General features: G+C 57.2%; 19 protein-coding genes. 7 read left to right on the top strand and 12 right to left on the bottom strand.

What is annotated here, in order from left to right; genetic code table 11:
* Nucleotides 1–26: 26 nt before the first annotated feature.
* From ACL2XN_RS08890 to pepT, 3 genes are all read left to right on the top strand, one after another.
* Entirely contained in the window at nucleotides 27–218 is a 192-nt protein-coding gene (locus tag ACL2XN_RS08890) for a hypothetical protein (protein ID WP_413730693.1), read from the top strand.
* Nucleotides 219–458: 240 nt separating this feature from the next.
* Nucleotides 459–1667 carry an IS256 family transposase gene (locus ACL2XN_RS08885; RefSeq protein ID WP_413729587.1) on the top strand — a complete coding sequence of 403 codons (1209 nt, stop codon included), beginning with the start codon at nucleotides 459–461 and terminating at the stop codon, nucleotides 1665–1667.
* 620 nt (nucleotides 1668–2287) lie between these two features.
* Nucleotides 2288–3535: a peptidase T gene (gene pepT / locus ACL2XN_RS08880; RefSeq protein ID WP_410015733.1), complete on the top strand. Its 1248-nt coding sequence runs from the start codon at nucleotides 2288–2290 to the stop codon at nucleotides 3533–3535.
* An 89-nt stretch (nucleotides 3536–3624) separates the two neighbouring features.
* Here pepT and ACL2XN_RS08875 read toward each other — a convergent pair whose 3' ends face one another.
* The 9 genes from ACL2XN_RS08875 to ACL2XN_RS08835 form a co-directional block, all read right to left on the bottom strand.
* Entirely contained in the window at nucleotides 3625–4746 is a 1122-nt protein-coding gene (locus ACL2XN_RS08875) for a JmjC domain-containing protein (RefSeq protein WP_410015732.1), read from the bottom strand.
* Between the two features lie 147 nt (nucleotides 4747–4893).
* A complete protein-coding gene (gene phoQ, locus ACL2XN_RS08870) occupies nucleotides 4894–6360 on the bottom strand; it encodes a two-component system sensor histidine kinase PhoQ (RefSeq protein WP_410015731.1) in 1467 nt (488 codons plus the stop codon).
* 5 nt (nucleotides 6361–6365) lie between these two features.
* Complete coding sequence (phoP, locus tag ACL2XN_RS08865; RefSeq protein ID WP_162364562.1) at nucleotides 6366–7037, bottom strand: two-component system response regulator PhoP; 672 nt, start codon at nucleotides 7035–7037, stop codon at nucleotides 6366–6368.
* 178 nt (nucleotides 7038–7215) lie between these two features.
* On the bottom strand, nucleotides 7216–8586 hold the full coding sequence (purB, locus tag ACL2XN_RS08860; RefSeq protein WP_413730691.1) for an adenylosuccinate lyase: 1371 nt from the start codon (nucleotides 8584–8586) through the stop codon (nucleotides 7216–7218).
* 25 nt (nucleotides 8587–8611) lie between these two features.
* Entirely contained in the window at nucleotides 8612–9238 is a 627-nt protein-coding gene (gene hflD, locus ACL2XN_RS08855; protein WP_410015729.1) for a high frequency lysogenization protein HflD, read from the bottom strand.
* A 152-nt stretch (nucleotides 9239–9390) separates the two neighbouring features.
* Nucleotides 9391–10500 carry a tRNA 2-thiouridine(34) synthase MnmA gene (gene mnmA / locus ACL2XN_RS08850; protein WP_410015728.1) on the bottom strand — a complete coding sequence of 370 codons (1110 nt, stop codon included), beginning with the start codon at nucleotides 10498–10500 and terminating at the stop codon, nucleotides 9391–9393.
* A 121-nt stretch (nucleotides 10501–10621) separates the two neighbouring features.
* On the bottom strand, nucleotides 10622–11074 hold the full coding sequence (locus ACL2XN_RS08845) for an NUDIX domain-containing protein (protein ID WP_413722439.1): 453 nt from the start codon (nucleotides 11072–11074) through the stop codon (nucleotides 10622–10624).
* A 65-nt stretch (nucleotides 11075–11139) separates the two neighbouring features.
* Nucleotides 11140–11691 (bottom strand): 23S rRNA pseudouridine(2457) synthase RluE, encoded by a 552-nt coding sequence (gene rluE, locus ACL2XN_RS08840; protein ID WP_413730690.1) that lies wholly within the window; start codon nucleotides 11689–11691, stop codon nucleotides 11140–11142.
* Nucleotides 11692–11826: 135 nt separating this feature from the next.
* Nucleotides 11827–12486 (bottom strand): MgtC/SapB family protein, encoded by a 660-nt coding sequence (locus ACL2XN_RS08835; RefSeq protein WP_410015726.1) that lies wholly within the window; start codon nucleotides 12484–12486, stop codon nucleotides 11827–11829.
* 581 nt (nucleotides 12487–13067) lie between these two features.
* Between ACL2XN_RS08835 and ACL2XN_RS08830 the strand changes: the two genes are divergently transcribed.
* Entirely contained in the window at nucleotides 13068–13337 is a 270-nt protein-coding gene (locus ACL2XN_RS08830; protein WP_410015725.1) for a DUF1471 domain-containing protein, read from the top strand.
* A 134-nt stretch (nucleotides 13338–13471) separates the two neighbouring features.
* Here ACL2XN_RS08830 and ACL2XN_RS08825 read toward each other — a convergent pair whose 3' ends face one another.
* Nucleotides 13472–14593, bottom strand: a complete 1122-nt coding sequence (locus ACL2XN_RS08825; protein ID WP_410015724.1) for a mechanosensitive ion channel family protein — start codon at nucleotides 14591–14593, stop codon at nucleotides 13472–13474.
* Nucleotides 14594–14702: 109 nt separating this feature from the next.
* Complete coding sequence (locus ACL2XN_RS08820) at nucleotides 14703–15152, bottom strand: DUF4385 domain-containing protein (protein ID WP_410015723.1); 450 nt, start codon at nucleotides 15150–15152, stop codon at nucleotides 14703–14705.
* Between the two features lie 183 nt (nucleotides 15153–15335).
* On the opposite strand from ACL2XN_RS08820, the gene ACL2XN_RS08815 reads away from it, so the two are divergent.
* The 3 genes from ACL2XN_RS08815 to ACL2XN_RS08805 all read left to right on the top strand — a co-directional run bounded on the left by ACL2XN_RS08815 (nucleotide 15336) and on the right by ACL2XN_RS08805 (nucleotide 17829).
* Nucleotides 15336–16127 carry an SDR family oxidoreductase gene (locus ACL2XN_RS08815; protein WP_413730689.1) on the top strand — a complete coding sequence of 264 codons (792 nt, stop codon included), beginning with the start codon at nucleotides 15336–15338 and terminating at the stop codon, nucleotides 16125–16127.
* A gap of 139 nt (nucleotides 16128–16266) precedes the next feature.
* The gene (locus ACL2XN_RS08810) at nucleotides 16267–17232 is read left to right on the top strand and encodes a 2-hydroxyacid dehydrogenase (RefSeq protein WP_410015721.1); all 966 of its coding nucleotides are present in this window, start codon (nucleotides 16267–16269) and stop codon (nucleotides 17230–17232) included.
* Nucleotides 17233–17283: 51 nt separating this feature from the next.
* Nucleotides 17284–17829 (top strand): GNAT family N-acetyltransferase, encoded by a 546-nt coding sequence (locus ACL2XN_RS08805; RefSeq protein WP_410015720.1) that lies wholly within the window; start codon nucleotides 17284–17286, stop codon nucleotides 17827–17829.
* 9 nt (nucleotides 17830–17838) lie between these two features.
* Here the strand turns inward: ACL2XN_RS08805 and ACL2XN_RS08800 are convergent, their stop codons facing one another.
* On the bottom strand, nucleotides 17839–19143 hold the full coding sequence (locus ACL2XN_RS08800) for an alpha/beta fold hydrolase (RefSeq protein WP_413728663.1): 1305 nt from the start codon (nucleotides 19141–19143) through the stop codon (nucleotides 17839–17841).
* Nucleotides 19144–19157: the final 14 nt, after the last annotated feature.

The raw sequence follows: 19157 nt of genomic DNA, 5'->3' as shown, positions 1-19157 counted from the left end.
CGTGCATGCGGTGCGAAAGTCTGGTCATGCAAGACAGTATTTCCACAGACTTGCCTAAGGTCATCAATCTGATTTTATTTTTGATGTTGATGTTGATGTTGATGTTAATGTTGACCTTGACCTTGACCTTGACCTTGACCTTGACCTTGACCTTGACCTTGACCTTGACCTTGACCTTGACCTTGACCTTGACCTTGACCCGGCATCAAGCGCGCTGACGGCAGGGCGGACGACCGGACGAGCCGCAGGGAGGCGGCGAGAGCACGGTTCGCGCCGGGAGCGCGTACCGTGCGGTCCCAGGGGCGGCAGCCGGGACGGAAGGCACCGCGCAGCGGCGCGCGATCTGCCGGAAGCCCGGGATTCGAAAGGGCCGGGGCGACTGCCGGGAGCCTGTACATAAGATTGTGTAATCGCCTGATTTTGATATGTTCAATCCATCATTAGAATTAGGTGAATTTATGGACGAAAAATTGCTACAGGCTCTCGCAACTGAGCTGGCTAAAAGTCTCAAAACCTCTGAGGATCTGAGCCAATTTGATCGGTTTTTAAAAAAATTAAGTGTTGAGGCTGCCCTTAAAGCTGAACTGACTCACCATTTGGGGTATGAAAAAAATCAGCTCAAATCGGGTCCCAACGCCCGTAACGGTTATTCCTCTAAAACGGTTACCACAGGTGATGGCCCGCTGGAGCTGAGGACACCTCGTGATCGCGAAGGGACCTTCGAGCCCCAACTAGTGAAGAAAAATCAGACCCGTATTACCGGAATGGATGACCAGATCCTGGCGCTTTATGCCAAAGGCATGACCACCCGTGAGATATCGGCGATGTTTAAGGAAATGTACGATGCGGATGTCTCGCCAGCACTGATATCGAAAGTCACTGAGGCGGTTCTGGAGCAGGTCACTGAATGGCAGAATCGCCCACTCGATACGCTCTATCCCATCATTTACCTGGACTGCATCGTGGTAAAAGTTCGCCACGACGGTCGCGTCATCAATAAATCCGTGTATCTGGCGTTGGGAATTAACATTGAAGGCCAAAAGGAACTGCTGGGCATGTGGATGGCAGAGAACGAAGGCGCGAAGTTCTGGCTAAGCGTGTTGACCGAGCTTAAAAACCGGGGATTACAGGATATTTTTATCGCCTGCGTCGATGGCCTGAAAGGCTTTCCTGACGCTATCAATACGGTCTACCCGAGGACCTGCATTCAGCTTTGTATCGTACACATGGTGCGTAACAGCCTGCGCTTTGTCTCCTGGAAAGACGCCAGAGCCGTCATGCGAGACTTGAAGGCAGTGTACCAGGCACCGACGGAGGAAGCGGGACAGCGGGCGCTGGAGACGTTCGCCAGCGTATGGAACTCCCGTTATCCGCAAGTAAGCCGGAGCTGGCAGGCTAACTGGACTAACCTTGCGACATTCTTCGCCTATCCGGAAGACATTCGCAAAGCGATCTACACCACAAACGCCATCGAGTCGCTAAACAGCGTGATCCGACACGCTATTAAAAAACGCAAGGTATTCCCGTCAGACGAATCGGTAAAAAAAGTGGTGTGGCTGGCCATCCAGGCGGCGTCAAAAAAATGGTCGATGCCGGTGAGGGAGTGGAAGATGGCATTGAATCGTTTTAGTATAGAATTTGGAGATCGTTTAGGTGGTCATTTATAAAAAGGCGTTTACACAGATTCCTAAACAGGCTCACTGCCGGCCCTTCGTCGATTGCCCGCACGGGCCGACATACTCCGCCCCGCTGACGGCAAGCGAAACCTCCCCCAGCCAACACACGCCACCCCGCTGACGGCAAGCGAAACCTCCCCCAGCCCACATACGCCGCCCGCTGACGGCAAGCGAAACCTCCCCCAGCCAACATACGCCACCCCGCTGACGGCAAGCAAAACCTCCCCCAGCCAACACACGCCGCCCCGCTGACGGCAAGCAAAACCTCCCCCAGCCAACACACGCCACCCCGCTGACGGCAAGCGCAACATCCCCCAGCCAACATACGCCGCCCCGCTGACGGCAAGCGCAACCGCCGATCCCAGCCTACACACTATATGCCCCCCGCAGGCTGCCAATGGCATTCTCCGGCAACACCCCTTTCCCGCCAGGATATAAAATCATGCTTCAGGTCAAACCCCGCCGGTTTAGGTTCTGCCGGCAAACGGAATACGCTATGCTTAGGCAATTATGCTTTTTTGCAGGTCAAAACCATGAAAACTGACCTGACACAATATTTGCAAAATCATCGCTACCCATAATAGGTGCCAGTGATGCGACAGGCGGAAAAAATGGACAAATTACTCGATCGTTTTCTACATTACGTTTCCATCGATACCCAATCAAAACCGGGGGTTAAACAAGTCCCCAGCACCGAAGGGCAATGGAAACTGGCTCATGTGCTGCAGGAAGAGCTGTCCGCCCTGGGATTTGAACAGGTGACATTAAGCGATCATGGCTGCCTGATGGCGACGTTGCCTGCCAATGTCGCCTGGCCGGTGCCGGTTATCGGCTTTATTTCCCATATGGACACCGCCCCGGATTTTACCGGCAAACATGTCAATCCGCAGATCGTCGAGAATTATCGCGGTGGTGATATCGCCTTGGGCAACGGTGATGAAATACTCTCGCCGGTAATGTTTCCTGTTTTGCATCAGCTGATGGGCCATACCCTGATCACTACCGACGGCAAAACGTTGCTTGGGGCCGACGATAAGGCCGGCATAGCGGAAATCATTACCGCTATGGTGCGCATCAAGGAGAAACAGCTGCCCCATGGCGATATCCGTATCGGCTTTACCCCCGATGAGGAAGTCGGCAAAGGCGCGCAGTTTTTTGATGTCGAGCGTTTTGGCGCCCAGTGGGCCTACACCATGGACGGCGGCGGCATCGGTGAGCTGGAATATGAAAACTTCAACGCCGCGTCGGTGCTGGTAAAAATTGTCGGTAACAACGTGCATCCCGGCACCGCCAAAGGGGTAATGGTGAATGCCTTGACGCTGGCCACGCGCTTTCACCAGCGCATGCCCGCCGACGAAACGCCCGAGGCTACTGAAGGCTACGCAGGTTTTTATCACCTGAACAGTATGAAAGGCAGCGTCGACCGGGCGGAAATGCATTATATCGTGCGTGATTTCGACCGTCAGCGTTTTGAAGACCGCAAGCAGTTTATGATCACCACCGCCGAAGAACTGGGGAAGGGGCTACACCCGGATTGCTATATCGAACTGACTATTGAAGACAGTTATTACAATATGCATGAGCAGGTGGCGCAGCATCCGCATATCATCGAGCTGGCGCAGCAGGCCCTGCGCGATTGCGGTCTGGAACCGATAATGAAACCGATCCGCGGCGGCACCGACGGCGCTCAGCTGTCGTTTCGCGGGCTGCCGTGTCCGAATTTATTTACCGGCGGGTATAACTACCATGGCAAACATGAATTTGCCTCGCAGGACGGCATGGAAAAAGCGGTGCGGGTGATTATGCGCATCGCCGAGCTGACCGCGTTGCGCGCGAAAGGCCTGCCGCATAAGGCATAACGAAAAAGCCCGGTGGAAACCGGGCCTGGTGTACGTCGGCCTGCAGCGGGTTTGACAGCAACCCGCGCTAGAGGCTGCAATCCATTGTTTTAGTTCTTGAAATACCAATAGCCGCTATTGATCAGCGCCGTCAGCAATGCCAGGAACGAAGGATCATCCAGCGCCGCGCCAAACTGCGCGCCGCTAATGACATAAGCGCCGGCCAATACGGCCAGCGCCTGTTTATGCTGGGTGACAATCTGTTCGCCGTTGACATAACACTCTTCGCCAACTTTTAATACGCGCAGGCCGCCGAGACGGTGCAATTGGTCGCCCTGTTGCAGCAGATCGTATATTTCGCCGGCCTGGTAAGGCGGTTCCGGCGGGGCGATATCCAGCTCATGGCGCGACTGGGAAATAAACTCGCCAAACCAATGATTAAATCTGTCCGGCTGCTGAACCAGATCCATCATCATGGCGCGCAGCGCATCGATCTCCTCCGGCAGAACGGCGGACGGGTCGGCGCGCGGTGTCAGGGTGGGATCGCTATAGCGTTGGCTGCCCAGTTCCTGCGCCAGGACATAATCGGCAAAACCGCTGACCAGCTCACGGCCGCTGGGGGCGCGAAAGCCTACCGAATAGTTAAGCGCATTTTCCAGCGAATACCCTTCGTGCGGATAACCGGGCGGAATATACAGCATGTCGCCCGGCTCCATTTCTTCATCAATAATGGCGTCGAAAGGTTCTACCTGCAGCAGATCCGGATGTGGGCTGTGCTGTTTCAGCGCCTTTTTATCGCCAACCCGCCAGTGACGACGGCCCTGTCCCTGGATAATAAACACGTCGTACTGATCAAAATGAGGGCCGACGCCGCCACCGGGCACGGCGAAAGAGATCATCAGATCATCGATCCGCCAATCGGGCAATTGGCGGAAAGGGCGCATCAGCGCGGCGGAAGGTTCATGCCAATGGTCGACGGCCTGGACCAGCAGGGACCAGTTGGTCTCGCTCAGTTTATCAAAACTCTCAAAAGGCCCATGGCTGACCTGCCAGCGCCCGTCCTCATGGCTGACCAGGCGGCTGTCGACCTCGGTTTCCATTGCCAGGCCCGCCAGTTCATCCGGCGTTAAGGGATCGATAAAATTCTTGAAAGCGCGTTTAATGATGACCGGCCGCTTTTGCCAGTAGCGCTGTAAAAAGTCATTCCAGTCAAGATCGAGTTGATAATCCATAGCCTATTCCACCGTGAGGGACCCTGTCTGGATTATAACGGAAGCCGGTAGGCTACGGGGGTTAAATTATCCGACATGCCGCAAAATACCGCTATAAAATAGGCCAAGGACGCGCTTCTTTATCAAAATATAGGCCGCTTGCGTAGATCAGTCGTCGTCCTGGTAACCCTGCTGGCGCTTGAAGATCACTTCCACCAGGGCGCCCCCCAGCGCGCTTTCGCCGACGATGATATCGCCCTCATATTGCTCCAGGATTTCCGCCGCAACCGAGAGACCCAGGCCCTGTCCCGGGCGCAGGGTATCGGCGCGCTGACCGCGCTTGAAGATCAGGGTGCGTTTAGAAGCGGGAATGCCAGGTCCGTCGTCTTCGATAAGCAGGTGCAGCTCTTTTTCGTTCGCGCGCGCGCTGATCTCGACAAATTCCAAACAATATTTACAGGCATTGTCGAGGATATTGCCCATCACCTCCATGAAGTCGTTCTTTTCGCCGATAAAGGTCAGTTCAGGGGAGATGTCCAGTGAAATGGAGACCCCCTTGCGCTGATACACTTTGTTGAGCGCCGAGCACAGGCTGTCCAACAGCGCCGGTACGGAATGCAGTTCGCGGCTGAGCACGTTATGATCGGAATGCACGCTGGCACGGTGCAGGTAATAGCCGATTTGCTGCGAGATACGACTGATTTGCTCCAGCATGATCGGTTCCACCAGCTCGATATTGGTTTCCCTCCCGGTGCGCAGGGAGCGCAGCGTCGTCTGCAGCACCGCCAGCGGCGTTTTCAGACTATGGGTGAGATCCGACAGGGTGGAGCGGTATTTTTGGTAACGCTGGCGCTCATTGTTCAGCAGAATATTCAGGTTGCGCACCAGAATGCCCAGTTCGCGCGGCGGATTTTCATCCAGCCGGTCCCGTTCGCCGCCCTCCAGTTCGCGGACCTGCTGCACCAGGTCCTTGATCGGGCGCAGGCTCCAATGCGCCGCCAGCCACAGCAGCGGCACCACCAGCAGCAGGTTGGCCAGCAACACATAGCTGAACCACTCCCAGACCAGGTCGGTGCGCTGCAGTTCATGGGGAATGGTATCCACCACCACGATGGTCAGCGGGGGCAGCCGCCCGGTCGCCGGGTAACGATTCACCGCCACCGAGTGCGTCAGCGCGTTGCTGTCGCTGCTGTCGAAATCTTTCAGTTTGTCCTGCGCGGTGGGATTGTCGCCCAGCACCGCGCTGCTGGTGCGGGTATCGGTATCCAGCTCGAAATAGCCGGTTTTTGCCAGCCACTCGGGTTTCAGCCGTGTTTCCAGGGCCGGCACATAGCGCTGGCGCCAAAGGATTTGGCCTTTATCGTCATAGATGAGCACCAGGGCGGCAAAGTTAATGTCGATGTTGGGGGGAACGGCGATAGTCAGCTGGTTGTCTTTCCACTGCGCCAGGCTGAAGAACAGATTGCTTTCACCGCGCAGAAGGCGAAACGAGGTTTTGTCAAAGCTGACGCTGTAGCCGATGACCGCCACCATGCCGTAGCATAAGGAAAGCGCCAGAACCACGCAGGCGGTAGCCAGCAGGAATCTGACGCGAAGCGAGAAGGGCTTCTTATGTTGATAAGGGAAGTGGGCCATAGATCTTAATTAACATCAAAACGATAACCCTGCCCACGAACCGTTGTGATCACTTCATACGGATAATCGGCCTGCATTTTTTTTCGCAATCGCCCCATCAGGACATCGATAGTGTGACTTTCGCGCAATTCCGCGTCGGGATAAAGTTGCAGCATCAGGGAGTCCTTGCTGACTACTTTGCCGGCGTTGCGGATAAGCGTCTCGATGATGGTGTATTCAAACGCGGTCAATTTGATATGTTCGTTATTGATCATCAGTTCGCGGCGCGACAGATCAATCTGGAACGGCGGCAGGGTAATGACCTGCGAAGCCAGTCCGCTGTTGCGGCGCATCAAGGCCTGCATGCGCGCCACCACTTCTTCCAGATGGAAAGGCTTGGTCACATAATCGTCCGCGCCCGCTTCCAGCACGGTGACTTTATCTTGCCAGCCCTCGCGCGCGGTGAGTACCAGAATGGGGATTTTTACCTGATGGGTGCGCCAGCGGCGTATCAGGCTCAAGCCGTCTTCATCGGGCAGGCCGAGGTCGACAATGGCGATATCAGGTGGGTGTTCATGCAAAAAATAATCCGCCTCTCTGGCATCGGCGGCGGCATCGACCTGATGACCCATTTCACGCATTTGTACTGTCAGGTGATGTCGAAGAAGAGAATTATCTTCTATAACCAGAACTCGCATCGCAACTCCTAAGTTAAAGCACCAGTAACGAGCCTGAATCACCCGTCTCTGCCAATCTGTAAAAACAATCCCCTGGGCTGATGGACGTCTTTTGGGAGAGTATCCCAGAGGATGGCTAAACTTATGTTCAACGGAGCTTTAACCGGAGCGTTCGCTAGGGCATTTCACACGCCGGGCATTATTTCAGCTCATCGACCATGGCAACGGCGCGTCCGATATAGTTGGCCGGCGTCAGCGTCTTCAGCCGGATCTTTTCCTCTTCCGGCAGCGGCAGACCGTCGATAAAGGCCTGGATGCCGGCGGCGTCAACGCGTTTGCCCCGCGTTAACTCCTTAAGTTTTTCGTAGGGTTTTTCAATGCCATAGCGGCGCATCACCGTTTGGATCGGCTCCGCCAGCACTTCCCAGTTCTGATCCAGCTCCGCCAGCAAACGATCGCCGTTGACTTCAAGTTTGCCGACGCCCTTGAGCGTGGACTGGTAGGCGATTAAGGCATAACCGATGCCGACGCCCAGGTTACGCAGCACCGTGGAGTCGGTCAGGTCGCGCTGCCAGCGTGAAATCGGCAGTTTGCCCGCCAGATGGCCCATGATGGCGTTAGCCATCCCCAGATTACCTTCGGAGTTCTCAAAATCGATCGGATTCACCTTGTGCGGCATGGTGGAAGAGCCGATTTCACCGGCCACGGTGCGCTGTTTAAAGTGGTTCAGGGCAATATAACCCCAGATATCGCGGTCGAAATCAATCAGGATGGTATTAAACCGCGCCATGCAGTCGAACAGTTCGGCTATATAGTCATGAGGCTCGATCTGGGTGGTATAGGGATTCCAGTGAATACCCAGCGAGGTGACGAATTCCTCACTGAACCGGTGCCAGTCCACCTGCGGATACGCCACGATATGGGCATTGTAGTTGCCCACGGCGCCGTTGATTTTACCGAGGATTTCCACCTGCGATAGCTGCCGGTACTGACGCTCCATACGATAAGCCACGTTCGCCATTTCCTTGCCGACCGTGGACGGGGTGGCGGGCTGTCCGTGAGTACGCGACAACAACGGAATATCCCGGTACAAATGCGCCAGCGCCTTGATGCCGTCGATGATTTTACGCCAATAGGGCAGGATCACGTCCCGGCGGGCGGTTTGCAGCATCAGCGCATGCGACAGGTTGTTGATGTCTTCCGACGTGCAGGCGAAATGGATAAATTCGCTGACCGCGTGCAACGCCGGTACCGACGCCACCCGTTCCTTGAGGAAATACTCCACCGCCTTCACATCGTGATTCGTGGTGCGTTCGATGGTTTTGATGCGCGCGGCATCCTGTTCGCTGAAGTTGGCGGCCAAATCATCAAGGTAAGCGATTGCGTGGTCGTCAAATGCCGGGACTTCGCTGATATCGGCGCATGCCGCCAGTTTTTGCAGCCAGCGCACTTCCACCTGGACGCGGAATTTCAGCAAGCCATATTCACTGAAAATAGCGCGCAAGGCGTCGACTTTGTCGCCGTAGCGGCCGTCAACGGGGGAAACGGCGGTCAGTGAGGATAATTCCATCGATTGCGACTCCTGGGATAAGATTTCAACATTGTGCAAGGATTTGCCGGGCCTGTTCAAACAGGCGATTGCGGGCGAACATCAGTTGCAAACGGCCGCCGCCCACCTGTTGCCACAGCACGGCGGAACGAATGCCGGCCAGTAACGCTGCGCGCACCTTGGCCTGTACCTGCAGGTTCTGCAGCATGGCCGGGGCGCCGGTCACCTGGATACGTGGACCCAGCGGGCTGATGACGTCGACATAAATTGACGCCATGGCGCTTATCAGGGTCTCTGACATTAATTCGAAATGAGACAGCTGGCGGTCAAGCTGGCCGATGCGCTTCGCCAGTTCGTCCAGGGCGCCTTTATTGGCATGCAGTTTACGCTCCAGCACCATCAGGCTCAGGGTATAACGCGTTATCTCCGCTCCCACGCCTTCGCGCGAGGCGTTAAGCATGCCCGCCATGGCTTCCAGCCCGGGCTTGAGATTCGCCGGCCGGTCGCCGTATACCCTAAGCGTCGTGGGCGGGTTAAGATCAAGCAGGCTGCGCAGCGAGACTTCGAGCGCGTCGTCGTCGCACACGCCCTTATTGGCCAATTGCCGGACTAATAACGCGCTTTGGCAGATCCCGGCCAATGCCAGCGTAATATCATAATAATTCTTAGCCAAGGTTACTCCTGTACACTTCCCTGATGATGCGGCGGCGTTTAATCACGCATGGGGGCATTCAGCCGCCGGCCGGACTTATCCCGGCGATAAAATGGTTGTCGTGTCTTTGCCGCCGATCATGCCACAAATCGCGTGGTAAACCCAGATCAGGATCACTCCTGCAGCGGCAACCGGGCCTCGATAACGCCGCCGCCCAGGCACAGTTCACCCAGATAGAACACCGCCGACTGTCCGGGCGTGACCGCGGCCACCGGCGCGTCGAACAGCACGTTGATCCGCCCGTCCGCCAGCGGCTCTACCAGGCAGGGCACATCCTGCTGGCGGTAGCGGGTTTTCACCACGCAGCGCAGGGGACCGGCCAGGGGCCGCCTGTCCACCCAGTTCAGTTGCCCGGCGACCAGGCCCACCGACATCAGCCGCGGATGCTCATGGCCTTGGGCCACCACCAGGATGTTATCATCCATCAGCTTGTCCACCACATACCAGGGCTCGTCATTGCCGTCACGGGTGCCGCCGATGCCCAGCCCCTTACGCTGGCCCAGGGTGTGGTACATCAGCCCCTGGTGCTCGCCGACCCGCTGTCCGTCCACCGTCAGGATCGGGCCGGGCTGGGCCGGCAGGTAGCGGCCGAGAAATTCGCGGAACCGGCGCTCGCCGATAAAGCAGATGCCGGTGGAATCTTTCTTGGCCGCGGTGATAAGTCCCAGCTCCGCGGCGATGCGCCTGACCTCCGGCTTGGCCAGTTCGCCCACCGGGAACAGGCACTGCGCCAGTTGGCTGTGGCCGAGGGTATATAAAAAATAACTCTGGTCTTTATTGTCGTCGAGACCGCGCAGCAGCTGGCTTTTACCCGCCTCATCCCGGCGGCGCACATAGTGGCCGGTGGCGATGAAATCAGCGCCCAGGTCCTCGGCGGCGAACTCCAGGAAGGCTTTGAACTTAATTTCTTTATTGCACAGCACATCGGGATTGGGCGTGCGCCCGGCCTTATATTCGGCCAGGAACAGTTCAAACACGTTATCCCAGTATTCGGCGGCGAAGTTCACCGTATGCAGGGGAATGGACAATTTATCGCAGACCGCCTGCGCATCGGCCAGATCGCTTGCCGCGGTGCAGTATTCCTCATTGTCGTCCTCCTCCCAGTTTTTCATAAACAGTCCCTCCACCTGATAACCCTGCTGCTGCAACAGGTAGGCGGAAACGGAGGAATCAACACCGCCGGACATACCGACGATCACTTTAAGCTGACTGTTTTCTGACATGGGATTCTCACAAACGGGCGCGCGCGCCTTGATGTCACATTGCGCGCTGATGATACGAGGGGGCGGATTTTACCACGCCAGGCACCCCGCGCGCCACCGCGCCGGGGTGACGGAAAGAGCGTTAGAGCGCGAAGGGCCATTGAAACGCGGTGAGCATCTCCAGCGGATAGCGTTTATCCTGTTGATAGCACAGGATGCTTTGCGCCACCAGCGGCGAGCGCAGCAAATCCGAGGCCAGGATTTCATCCGCCGGCAGCCACAGGCAACGATCGATATCGTCGTCTTGGGGAATGGCGGTCATGCGCTCTGGTAAATCAATGGCGAATAAAAAGCGCAGAAACGGTGTCTTATCGGGCGCGATCCATTGATGGATGCGCAGCAGGGCCTGGGGCTGGGCGTGGATGCCCGCTTCCTCGTACAATTCGCGCCGCGCGGCCTGGATGATGGTTTCGTCCGCCTCCAGATGGCCCGCCGGCTGGTTCCAGCGGGGATTGCCATGAATGGTTTCCTCGACGATAAGGAAATGATTTTCCGCCTGGACTACACAGGCAACGGTGACATGCGGCTTGAACATGCGCGCTCCTTAACGCTTGCGGATTGCGGGATGCCCTGGTCGGGCATCCGTGATGGTATTTTTGCTTACAACTGCACTTCACGCCACTCGCCCGGCGCCAGGTCCGCCAGGGTCTGATCCGCCATTTGATAGCGGATAAGCCGCAGGGTAGGGTGGCCGATATGGGCGGTCATGCGCCGGACCTGACGGTTACGGCCTTCATATAAAGTGATTTTAAGCCAGCAGGTAGGGATGGCCTTGCGCTCGCGGATAGGCGGCGTGCGCGCCCAGAGCCAGGCCGGCTCCTTCACGCGCTGCGCGCCGGCGGGCAGCGTGGGGCCATCGCTTAAGGTGACGCCGGTACGCAAGAGTTTTAACGCGGCGTCTTCCGGCTCGCCCTCCACCTGCACGTAATAAATCTTAGCCGTTTTTTCCGCCGGCTGCGTCAGCCGGGTCTTTAATTTGGCGTCGTTGGTCAGGATCATCAGTCCTTCGCTGTCGCGATCCAGGCGCCCGGCGGCGTAGATATCCGGTACCGGGATATAGTGTTTCAGCGTCAGGCGTCCGGCGTCGTCGGTAAACTGCGGCAGGACGTCGTAAGGTTTGTTGAATAAAATGACGCGCCTTGGCCCCCGCATCGGGGCGGGAGGACGGCGCGGACTGAATCGGGAAAGGCTATTATTTTTGATAAAAAGCTCGCCATAAGTGTGCGGTGGAGGGGATTGGCGGCATTATACTGCAAAACGGCCAGAATGCGGTTAGCTTTGGCGGGGCTAGCGAATGTCAATCTTATGCATCCCCTCAACGCCCAGCAACTGGCGATAGACTTCCACCGGTTTATAGCGGGTGCGCATCATGACTTCCAGCGTCATTTTGCAGTCTTTGGCGTCGTTCTCGTTACGTACTACCGACGACCGCACCACACGGATATGCAGTTTTCTCAAGGCCTGCATGGCGAGTTCAATGCTGGCGGGGGACAGCGACAGCATGATCATATAGCGCCGCCCGATAAGCCGGTTGCTTAATTGGCGAATGCCCTCGAGCACCAACAGCGTCATCAGGGTGCCGAAAATGCCGATGGCGTACATGCCGCTGCCGACAATCAGTCCGATGGCGGCGGTGACCCATAGCCCGGCCGCCGTGGTCAGGCCGCGGACGAACTGCTTATTGAGCATAATGGTGCCGGCGCCGAGAAATCCGATGCCGCTCACCACCTGGGCGGAGATCCGGCTAGGGTCGAGGGTGATATTATGGCTGTCCGCCAGAAGGTCGGCAAAACCGTATTTGGAGACAATCATAAACATCGCGCTGCCGATACATACCAGGATATGGGTACGCAACCCCGCCTCCTTGGCCCGAAGCTGGCGTTCCACCCCGATCAATGCGCCTAACCCGCCGGCCAGGGCGATACGCAGCAATAATTCGGTATCCATGTTATCTCCTTAAACATTGATATTGCACACCCGTCAATTTTATGCGGATACAGGCTAAGTATCGGATTTACCGGCGGGTTCATCAATAAAGGAATATGTTGAAATTTGTTACCAAACCGCTTGCGGCGGTCAGGGGCGTTCTCGGCGGGAAATGGGACACGGCCTTGTCATTAATATAATGCCGATTATAAATACCATTGTAATATTCAAACCATCTGTGAGCCAATGTATCTTATTAAGGTAAATATTTGTCAACGCTGTATAACGCTGACATGAACCCTTCTCGGTGAGAATGGGCATAGATTTAAAATATGATGATTTTCAATAGTAAAAAAAGGAGAGGCCCGCTTGGGTGTAAATTAAAGGGGAAAAGGAGACGTATAAACTTTGTTAATATATGGCCAACGTTAAATTAAGTTACATTCACCCGATATCAGTGGACGCCGTCCTGGCCTACTCTTATTTTTACCGCTATACCGTTCTGGTGTAACGCTGTTATTACCAAGCCTCGATGATCGCACCGCGCCGGCACCAGAAAACGGCGCGGGGGCCGATGATCCCGTCTCACTGAGGACCTGATTATGAAACTATTACCCTATCTATTTACCGCCATCGTCGCCGGTATCTCTTTTTCCAGTCAGGCTGCGCAGGAAATCAACCAGCAGCAGGCGGCCGGGCATCAAAGCATCGGCACGGTGTCAGTGTCCGGGCTGGCCGGTTCCACCGATGACGCGGTGCACGCGCTGCGGCAAAAGGCCAGGGAGGAAAATGCCCCTTACTACCGTATTATCGGCGTGGATAACCCGGGTGATTCCAGCACGTGGTCGGGCGATGCCGAATTGTATCGCTGAATATTTCGTGACGACGCGCCCCGCGCCTGCGCGGGGATACGCGCCGGTGATCCCGGCCGGTAGACCCGCGGCAGCGTGGCTGTCCCCGGCCGGCATTATCAACACGCTTCCTGTCTTTTATATCCCGGCGTGATTTACTGCGGCGCCGCCGTCTTTTCCTGCAATCCTGGCTCCAGTACCTTTATCTGCGGGAATTCCCTTTCGGTAAATAAAATATTTTGCGTGGGTATCGCCAGCTTGATATCCATTTTTGCCAGTTCCTCCATCAGGCGAATATTGATTTCCTGCTGGATATCCATGTATTTATTATAATCGGCGCTGGCGACGATATGCACCACTTCATAGGTCAGGCGGAAATTATCGAATGACAGGAAATGCGCGCGGTCAAAACGGGTTTCCTCAATCTCTTCGATAATGCGTTTAATCATCGGCCCCACCAGGCGCAGCTTATCCGGGGGCGTGGAATAGGCCAGGCCGAAGGTGAACACGATGCGGCGTGTCTGCATGCGCTTATAGTTATGGATGGTCTGCTGCAGCAGTATGGCGTTGGCGCAGACAATCTGTTCGCCGCTCAGGCTGCGGATACGGGTGGTTTTCAGCCCGATATGCTCGATGGTGCCGGCGATATCATTGAACACCACGAAGTCGCCAATAACAAAGGGCTTGTCAAAACCGATGGCCAGCGAGGCGAACACATCGCTCAGCACGGTCTGGATCGCCAGCGCAATGGCGATGCCGCCGACGCCGAGGCTTGCCACCAGCGCGGTGATATTGACGCCCACATTGCCGAGGATGGACAGCAGCATCAGCGCCCATATCAACAAACGAATCATTACCCCCAGGATCACCATGGTCACGGTATTGCGCACCGCGCCGGGCTGATTGACCACCTTTTGCGACCAGACATGGGCGGCGCTGTCCAGCCACAGGGCAATCTGGATGGCGAATACCAGGAACCAGCCGTGCGCCAGGGCGCTGTGCCATGTGCCGGGCAGCTCGATAAAACGCATGCTGATCAAAAACGCGGTGCACAGAATCAGCAACCGCTTGGTGTTGTCCAGCATCTCAACCGCAATTTGGTACAAGGCGCTGTGCCGCCCGGTGCTCCACTGCTTCACCCGGCGACCCACCAGTTGGATCGTGCGCGAGATAATCCAGTGGATGATCAGGGTGGCGGCGATAATAATGGCGATGTTCAGCCAAAAATCGCCGGAGGTGATAAGGCGGAAAAAATTCAGGTTCCTCAACATCTCCATTCGGTGTCTCCCAAGTTGACCATCAAAAATACAAACCCATTATAAAAATTATAGTGATGACAAAGTGGCACATCATCAGCGAGGCGGCAAATGGGGGCTGGGCACGCGGTCAGCCGTACAACCGCTGATGATGTTTTTTGCGTTGCTGGTAATCCTCATCCGCGCGCAGCAGATCCCAATAGTGTTTAAATACCGCGGCGGCATCGGCTTTTTGCCTGTCAACGATGTAAGGCAGCACGGTACCGTCGGCGGCGTATTTTTTGCCGCCCTGATGATTGGCGTAACGCCGGGCGCGGGTATAGCCCATCTGGATAAATTTGCGCGCCATATCCATGCCGACAAAATCATCCTGGCGGCGGTATTGCTCGAAAAGAGCATGGATTTTTTCCGCCGATGTTCTGGCGATAGCGGCGTTTTTAAAACGCCAGTGCGGCAGAATCTCGCTTTTATAAGGCTCGACCAGCAGTACGCCCTGCTCGCCGCGGCCTACCTGATACCGTTCGGGATGGCGGCGGAAATCCGTATTGGCAAAATCCTGTTGGTAATTAAAGGGGCACATAACGTAGTACGATTTCTGAGGTTTTTCTAAGGATAGCCAAAGGGTAAAAAAATGTCTCTCCAGCCGCCGCCCAGACGTCCCGCCGCGTTCCGGAAGATTCCGGCTGAAAGGCTATACTTTTGAAACCGACAATTGTCCTGAAACGATAAAGATATTCGCGTCGGTTTATCAGAGGAGAGCACCATGACTCAGTCTGCAAGCAACGTCGCCGTGGTCACGGCATCGGACTCGGGGATCGGCAAAGCCTGTGCCATCGCCTTGGCAAAACAGGGTTTTGATATCGGCATTACCTGGCATTCAGACCAGCGTGGGGCTGAGGATACCGCCGGTGAAGTGTTAAAACTTGGCCGCAAGGCCCGGGTATTGCAGCTGGATCTGACCCAGTTGCCCGCCGCGGCGGAGGTTATTGACCAGTTCAGCCGGTCTTTCGGCCGTCTTGATATGCTGGTAAATAATGCCGGGGCCAGTGCCGGTGCGCCGTTTCTGGATTTGTCATACGAAGATTGGCGCTCGACGTTCTCCATTGTGCTGGACGGCGCTTTTCTTTGCGCGCAGCGCGCCGCAAGACACATGGTCAAACAAGGGCAGGGCGGGCGGATAGTCAATATCACGTCGGTTCATGAACATACCCCATTGCCCGCGGCCGTCGCCTATACGGCGGCAAAGCACGGGCTTGGCGGCCTGACCAAATCCATGGCGCTGGAATTATCTCCCTACGGCATACTGGTCAACTCGGTGGCGCCCGGCATGATAGCCACGCCAATCAATGATATGCGCGAAGAGGATGCCTGGACCGCCAAAGAGCCCGGCATCCCTTTGGGACGCCCGGGCCATGTCGATGAAATAGCCTCGATGGTTGCCTGGCTGGGGTCCGAGGGCGCCGCCTATACCACCGGACAATCGTTTATTATCGATGGCGGCTTTATGCTGGTGAATCCCCAGTTCAAGGCGCAAAAAGCGCAGGCAGGGAAATAAGCGCCGGTACACCCTAAAGGTGCGTTCAGGAAACGGCATCGGCCTGAAGAAGTCAGGCGCTATTTAAGAGCATGGCTACTTTTATGCGTCATCTATCTCATGTATGGTTATAAATATGCTTCGTTTTCTCCTGTGACCTATGCCTATTTCGTTATTGCTGCATGTCGATATCCCCGCCGCGTTCCGTCCCGCCTTCGAGCGGGCCGGTTTCCGCCTGTGTCCCGCGTTGCGCGAGAACGAGCATAGTCCGATCCTGCCGGCTGAGGGCAGCATAGACCCCGCCAGGGTGGAGGCCGTGCTGACTATCGGCTCCATCGGCCTGAGTGCGGCGCATATCGCCGCGTTGCCTAACCTGCGGCTGATTTGCTGTCAGGGGGTGGGATTTGAAAAGATCGATCTGGACGCCGCGCGGGCGCGCGGCATTATGGTCACCAACGGCGCCGGCACCAACGACACCGCCGTCGCCGACCACGCGGTGGCGCTGCTGGCGGCGATAGTGCGCAATATCCCCGACCTTGATCGCGCGGTCCATCGCGGGGAATGGCAGCAGGCGCGGCGAACCCGGCCGCAGTTGACCGGGCGGCGCGTGGGGATCTTGGGTCTGGGCAATATCGGCCTTAAAATCGCCCAACGCTGCGCCATGGGGTTTGATATGGACGTGGCCTACCATAGCCGCACACCGCGCGCCGACAGCGATTACCGCTATTGCGACAGTCTGGACGCGCTGGCGCGCTGGGCGGATTTCCTGGTGGTATGCACGCCGGGAGGCGCGGCGACCCGGCATTTGATCAATGCCCAGGCGCTTACGGCGCTGGGTGCGGACGGTTTTTTGGTCAATGTGTCCCGCGGCAGCGTGGTGGATACCGGGGCGCTGATCGCGTGCCTGCGCCGCCGCGCCATCGCCGGCGCCGCGCTGGATGTGCTGGAGGGTGAGCCGGAGGTGCCCGCCGCGCTGCTGGCATTGGACAATATTATCCTGACGCCCCATGTGGCCGCGCGCTCGCCGGAGGCGCTGGACGCCATGTTTGAACGGGCGTTGGAGAATTTAACCCGCTTTTTCGCCGGCCGGCCGGTGTTGACGCCGGTGCCGGGCATGGCGATATAATCTTTCAGGCTCAAGACGCTCAACGTCTTTTTGTCATAATAAGGAACCGGCATGCTGGATTACCGTGAACTTATCAGTCCTCCCTCGCTCATGCTCGCGTTACAACAGGAAAGCGACGCGCAGGCCCTTTTTGACCTGGTGCATGCCGAGCGTCAACGGCTGGGCCGCCATTTGTCCTGGCCGCCGCTGATTAATAACGTCGGCGATACCCTGGCTAATATCCGCCATAACCGCGCCGATTTCGCCGCCGGCCGTTCGGCCGTGTATGTGGTGCGCTGGGACGGGGATATCGCCGGCATCCTCTCCTTTAACACTATTAATGATAAACAGGCGGAAATCGGGTATTGGCTGGCCGCGCGCTTTGAAGGCAGGGGCGTGATGTCGCGGGCCGTTAAGGCATTGATGTCCTGGTATGGCGAAACGGGCAAGCTGGACACTTTTATCATCCGCTGCGGGGTGGCAAACCGCCCCAGCAACCGGCTGGCCCAGCGGCTGGGGTTTGAATTCGATTATTGCCAGGTGCGGGCGGAAAAAATCGGCGATCGCTATGTCGATCATAATGTCTATTGCCTGCAGTATCGACCAGGCCAGGACTAGCGGTCCGCTTTAGCGGATGGCCCCGCCGCGCAGGCGGATATCCTCCATGAGCCGGGTTAGCACCGACGCCGACTGGCGCAGGCCGTCGTGCTGGTATTCATTGGTCACCCAGGCCTGCAGGTTGCCGACCCTGGCGGCGGTATCCAGCGATAGCCCGGCATCGACAAACATATCGTCGTGATAGATAGCCGCGGCCACCGGCACCTCGTTGGCCGCCAGCCGCAGCGGGTCGTACAGGGGCGGATAGCCGCCGCGTTCGGCCAGTATCCCGGCCACCTCGCGGAAGGGGCGCAGCGATCGGATCTCTTCGAACATCCAGGGATACATCATTTCACCGGTGAACAGCAGCGGGCGGCGCTGCGGGGAAAATTCGGGAAACGACGCCCGGATGCGCTCCGCGCTCCAGCGGCTGGCCTGTTCGCCTTGGCCGTAGATAATTTCCTGCAGCACGGCGTAGAGCGGGTTACCGTCATAGGAGGTCAGCGCCATGACCGCGGCGAGGAAATGGTCGGATAAGCGCGTTTCCTCCACGTCGCTGAAGGCCTCCTCCACGAGCCAATGAATATTTTCAAACCCCGGCGCCAGGCCGAAATCGTTGCCCAGGGTTTGCAGGCGGCGCACGCTCAGGCGATCGCCGTCCGGCAGGTGGATATCCTGCGCCGCGATAGCGTCCGCCAGCCGGGCGATGCGCGCACCATCATCCGGGTAGCGCCGATAGTACTTCTCATTTTTTGCGGCGACCCGGGGATAGGTGCGGCGATAGACTTCATCCGCATCGGCGTCCAGCCCGGCCAGGCCGCCGGTAATATAGCAGGCCGCCAGGCCTTGCGGCGCCATGGAGAGGTAGCTTAAGGCGATAAAACCGCCATAGCTTTGTCCAAGGATTTCCCAGCGGCCGCCGCCGAATACGCGATCGCGCAGGTATTCGTAGTCGCGCACGATACTGTCGGCGCGAAACAGCCAGAGATAATCCGCGGCGGCGCCGGCATGCGCAAACGCGGCCAGGGTGGCGGTTTCCACCCGCGTGCTGCGGCCGGTGCCGCGCTGGTCGACCAGGATCACGCGGTGGGTTTTCAGCGCCTGCGCAAGCCATACCGGCCCGCCGGCGGACGGGCGCGGCCCTTTGCCGCCGGGGCCGCCCTGGATATAGGCCAGCCTGGGTAAATCAGCGTCGCGCTGCATCGGATCAACCACTTCTCGGGCGAACACCTTGATGGTACGGCCGTCGTCGGGATGCGCCCAGTCCAGCGGCACCGTGACCAGGCGATCGCGGATCAGCATGCCGGGAATAATGAATTCGGACAATATCAACATCGTCTCCTTATGGA

Origin of the sequence: Sodalis sp. RH22 (assembly GCF_047324165.1) — a bacterium.
GTDB lineage: Bacteria > Pseudomonadota > Gammaproteobacteria > Enterobacterales > Enterobacteriaceae > Acerihabitans.
This window is presented reverse-complemented; position numbering and strand designations above follow the sequence as displayed.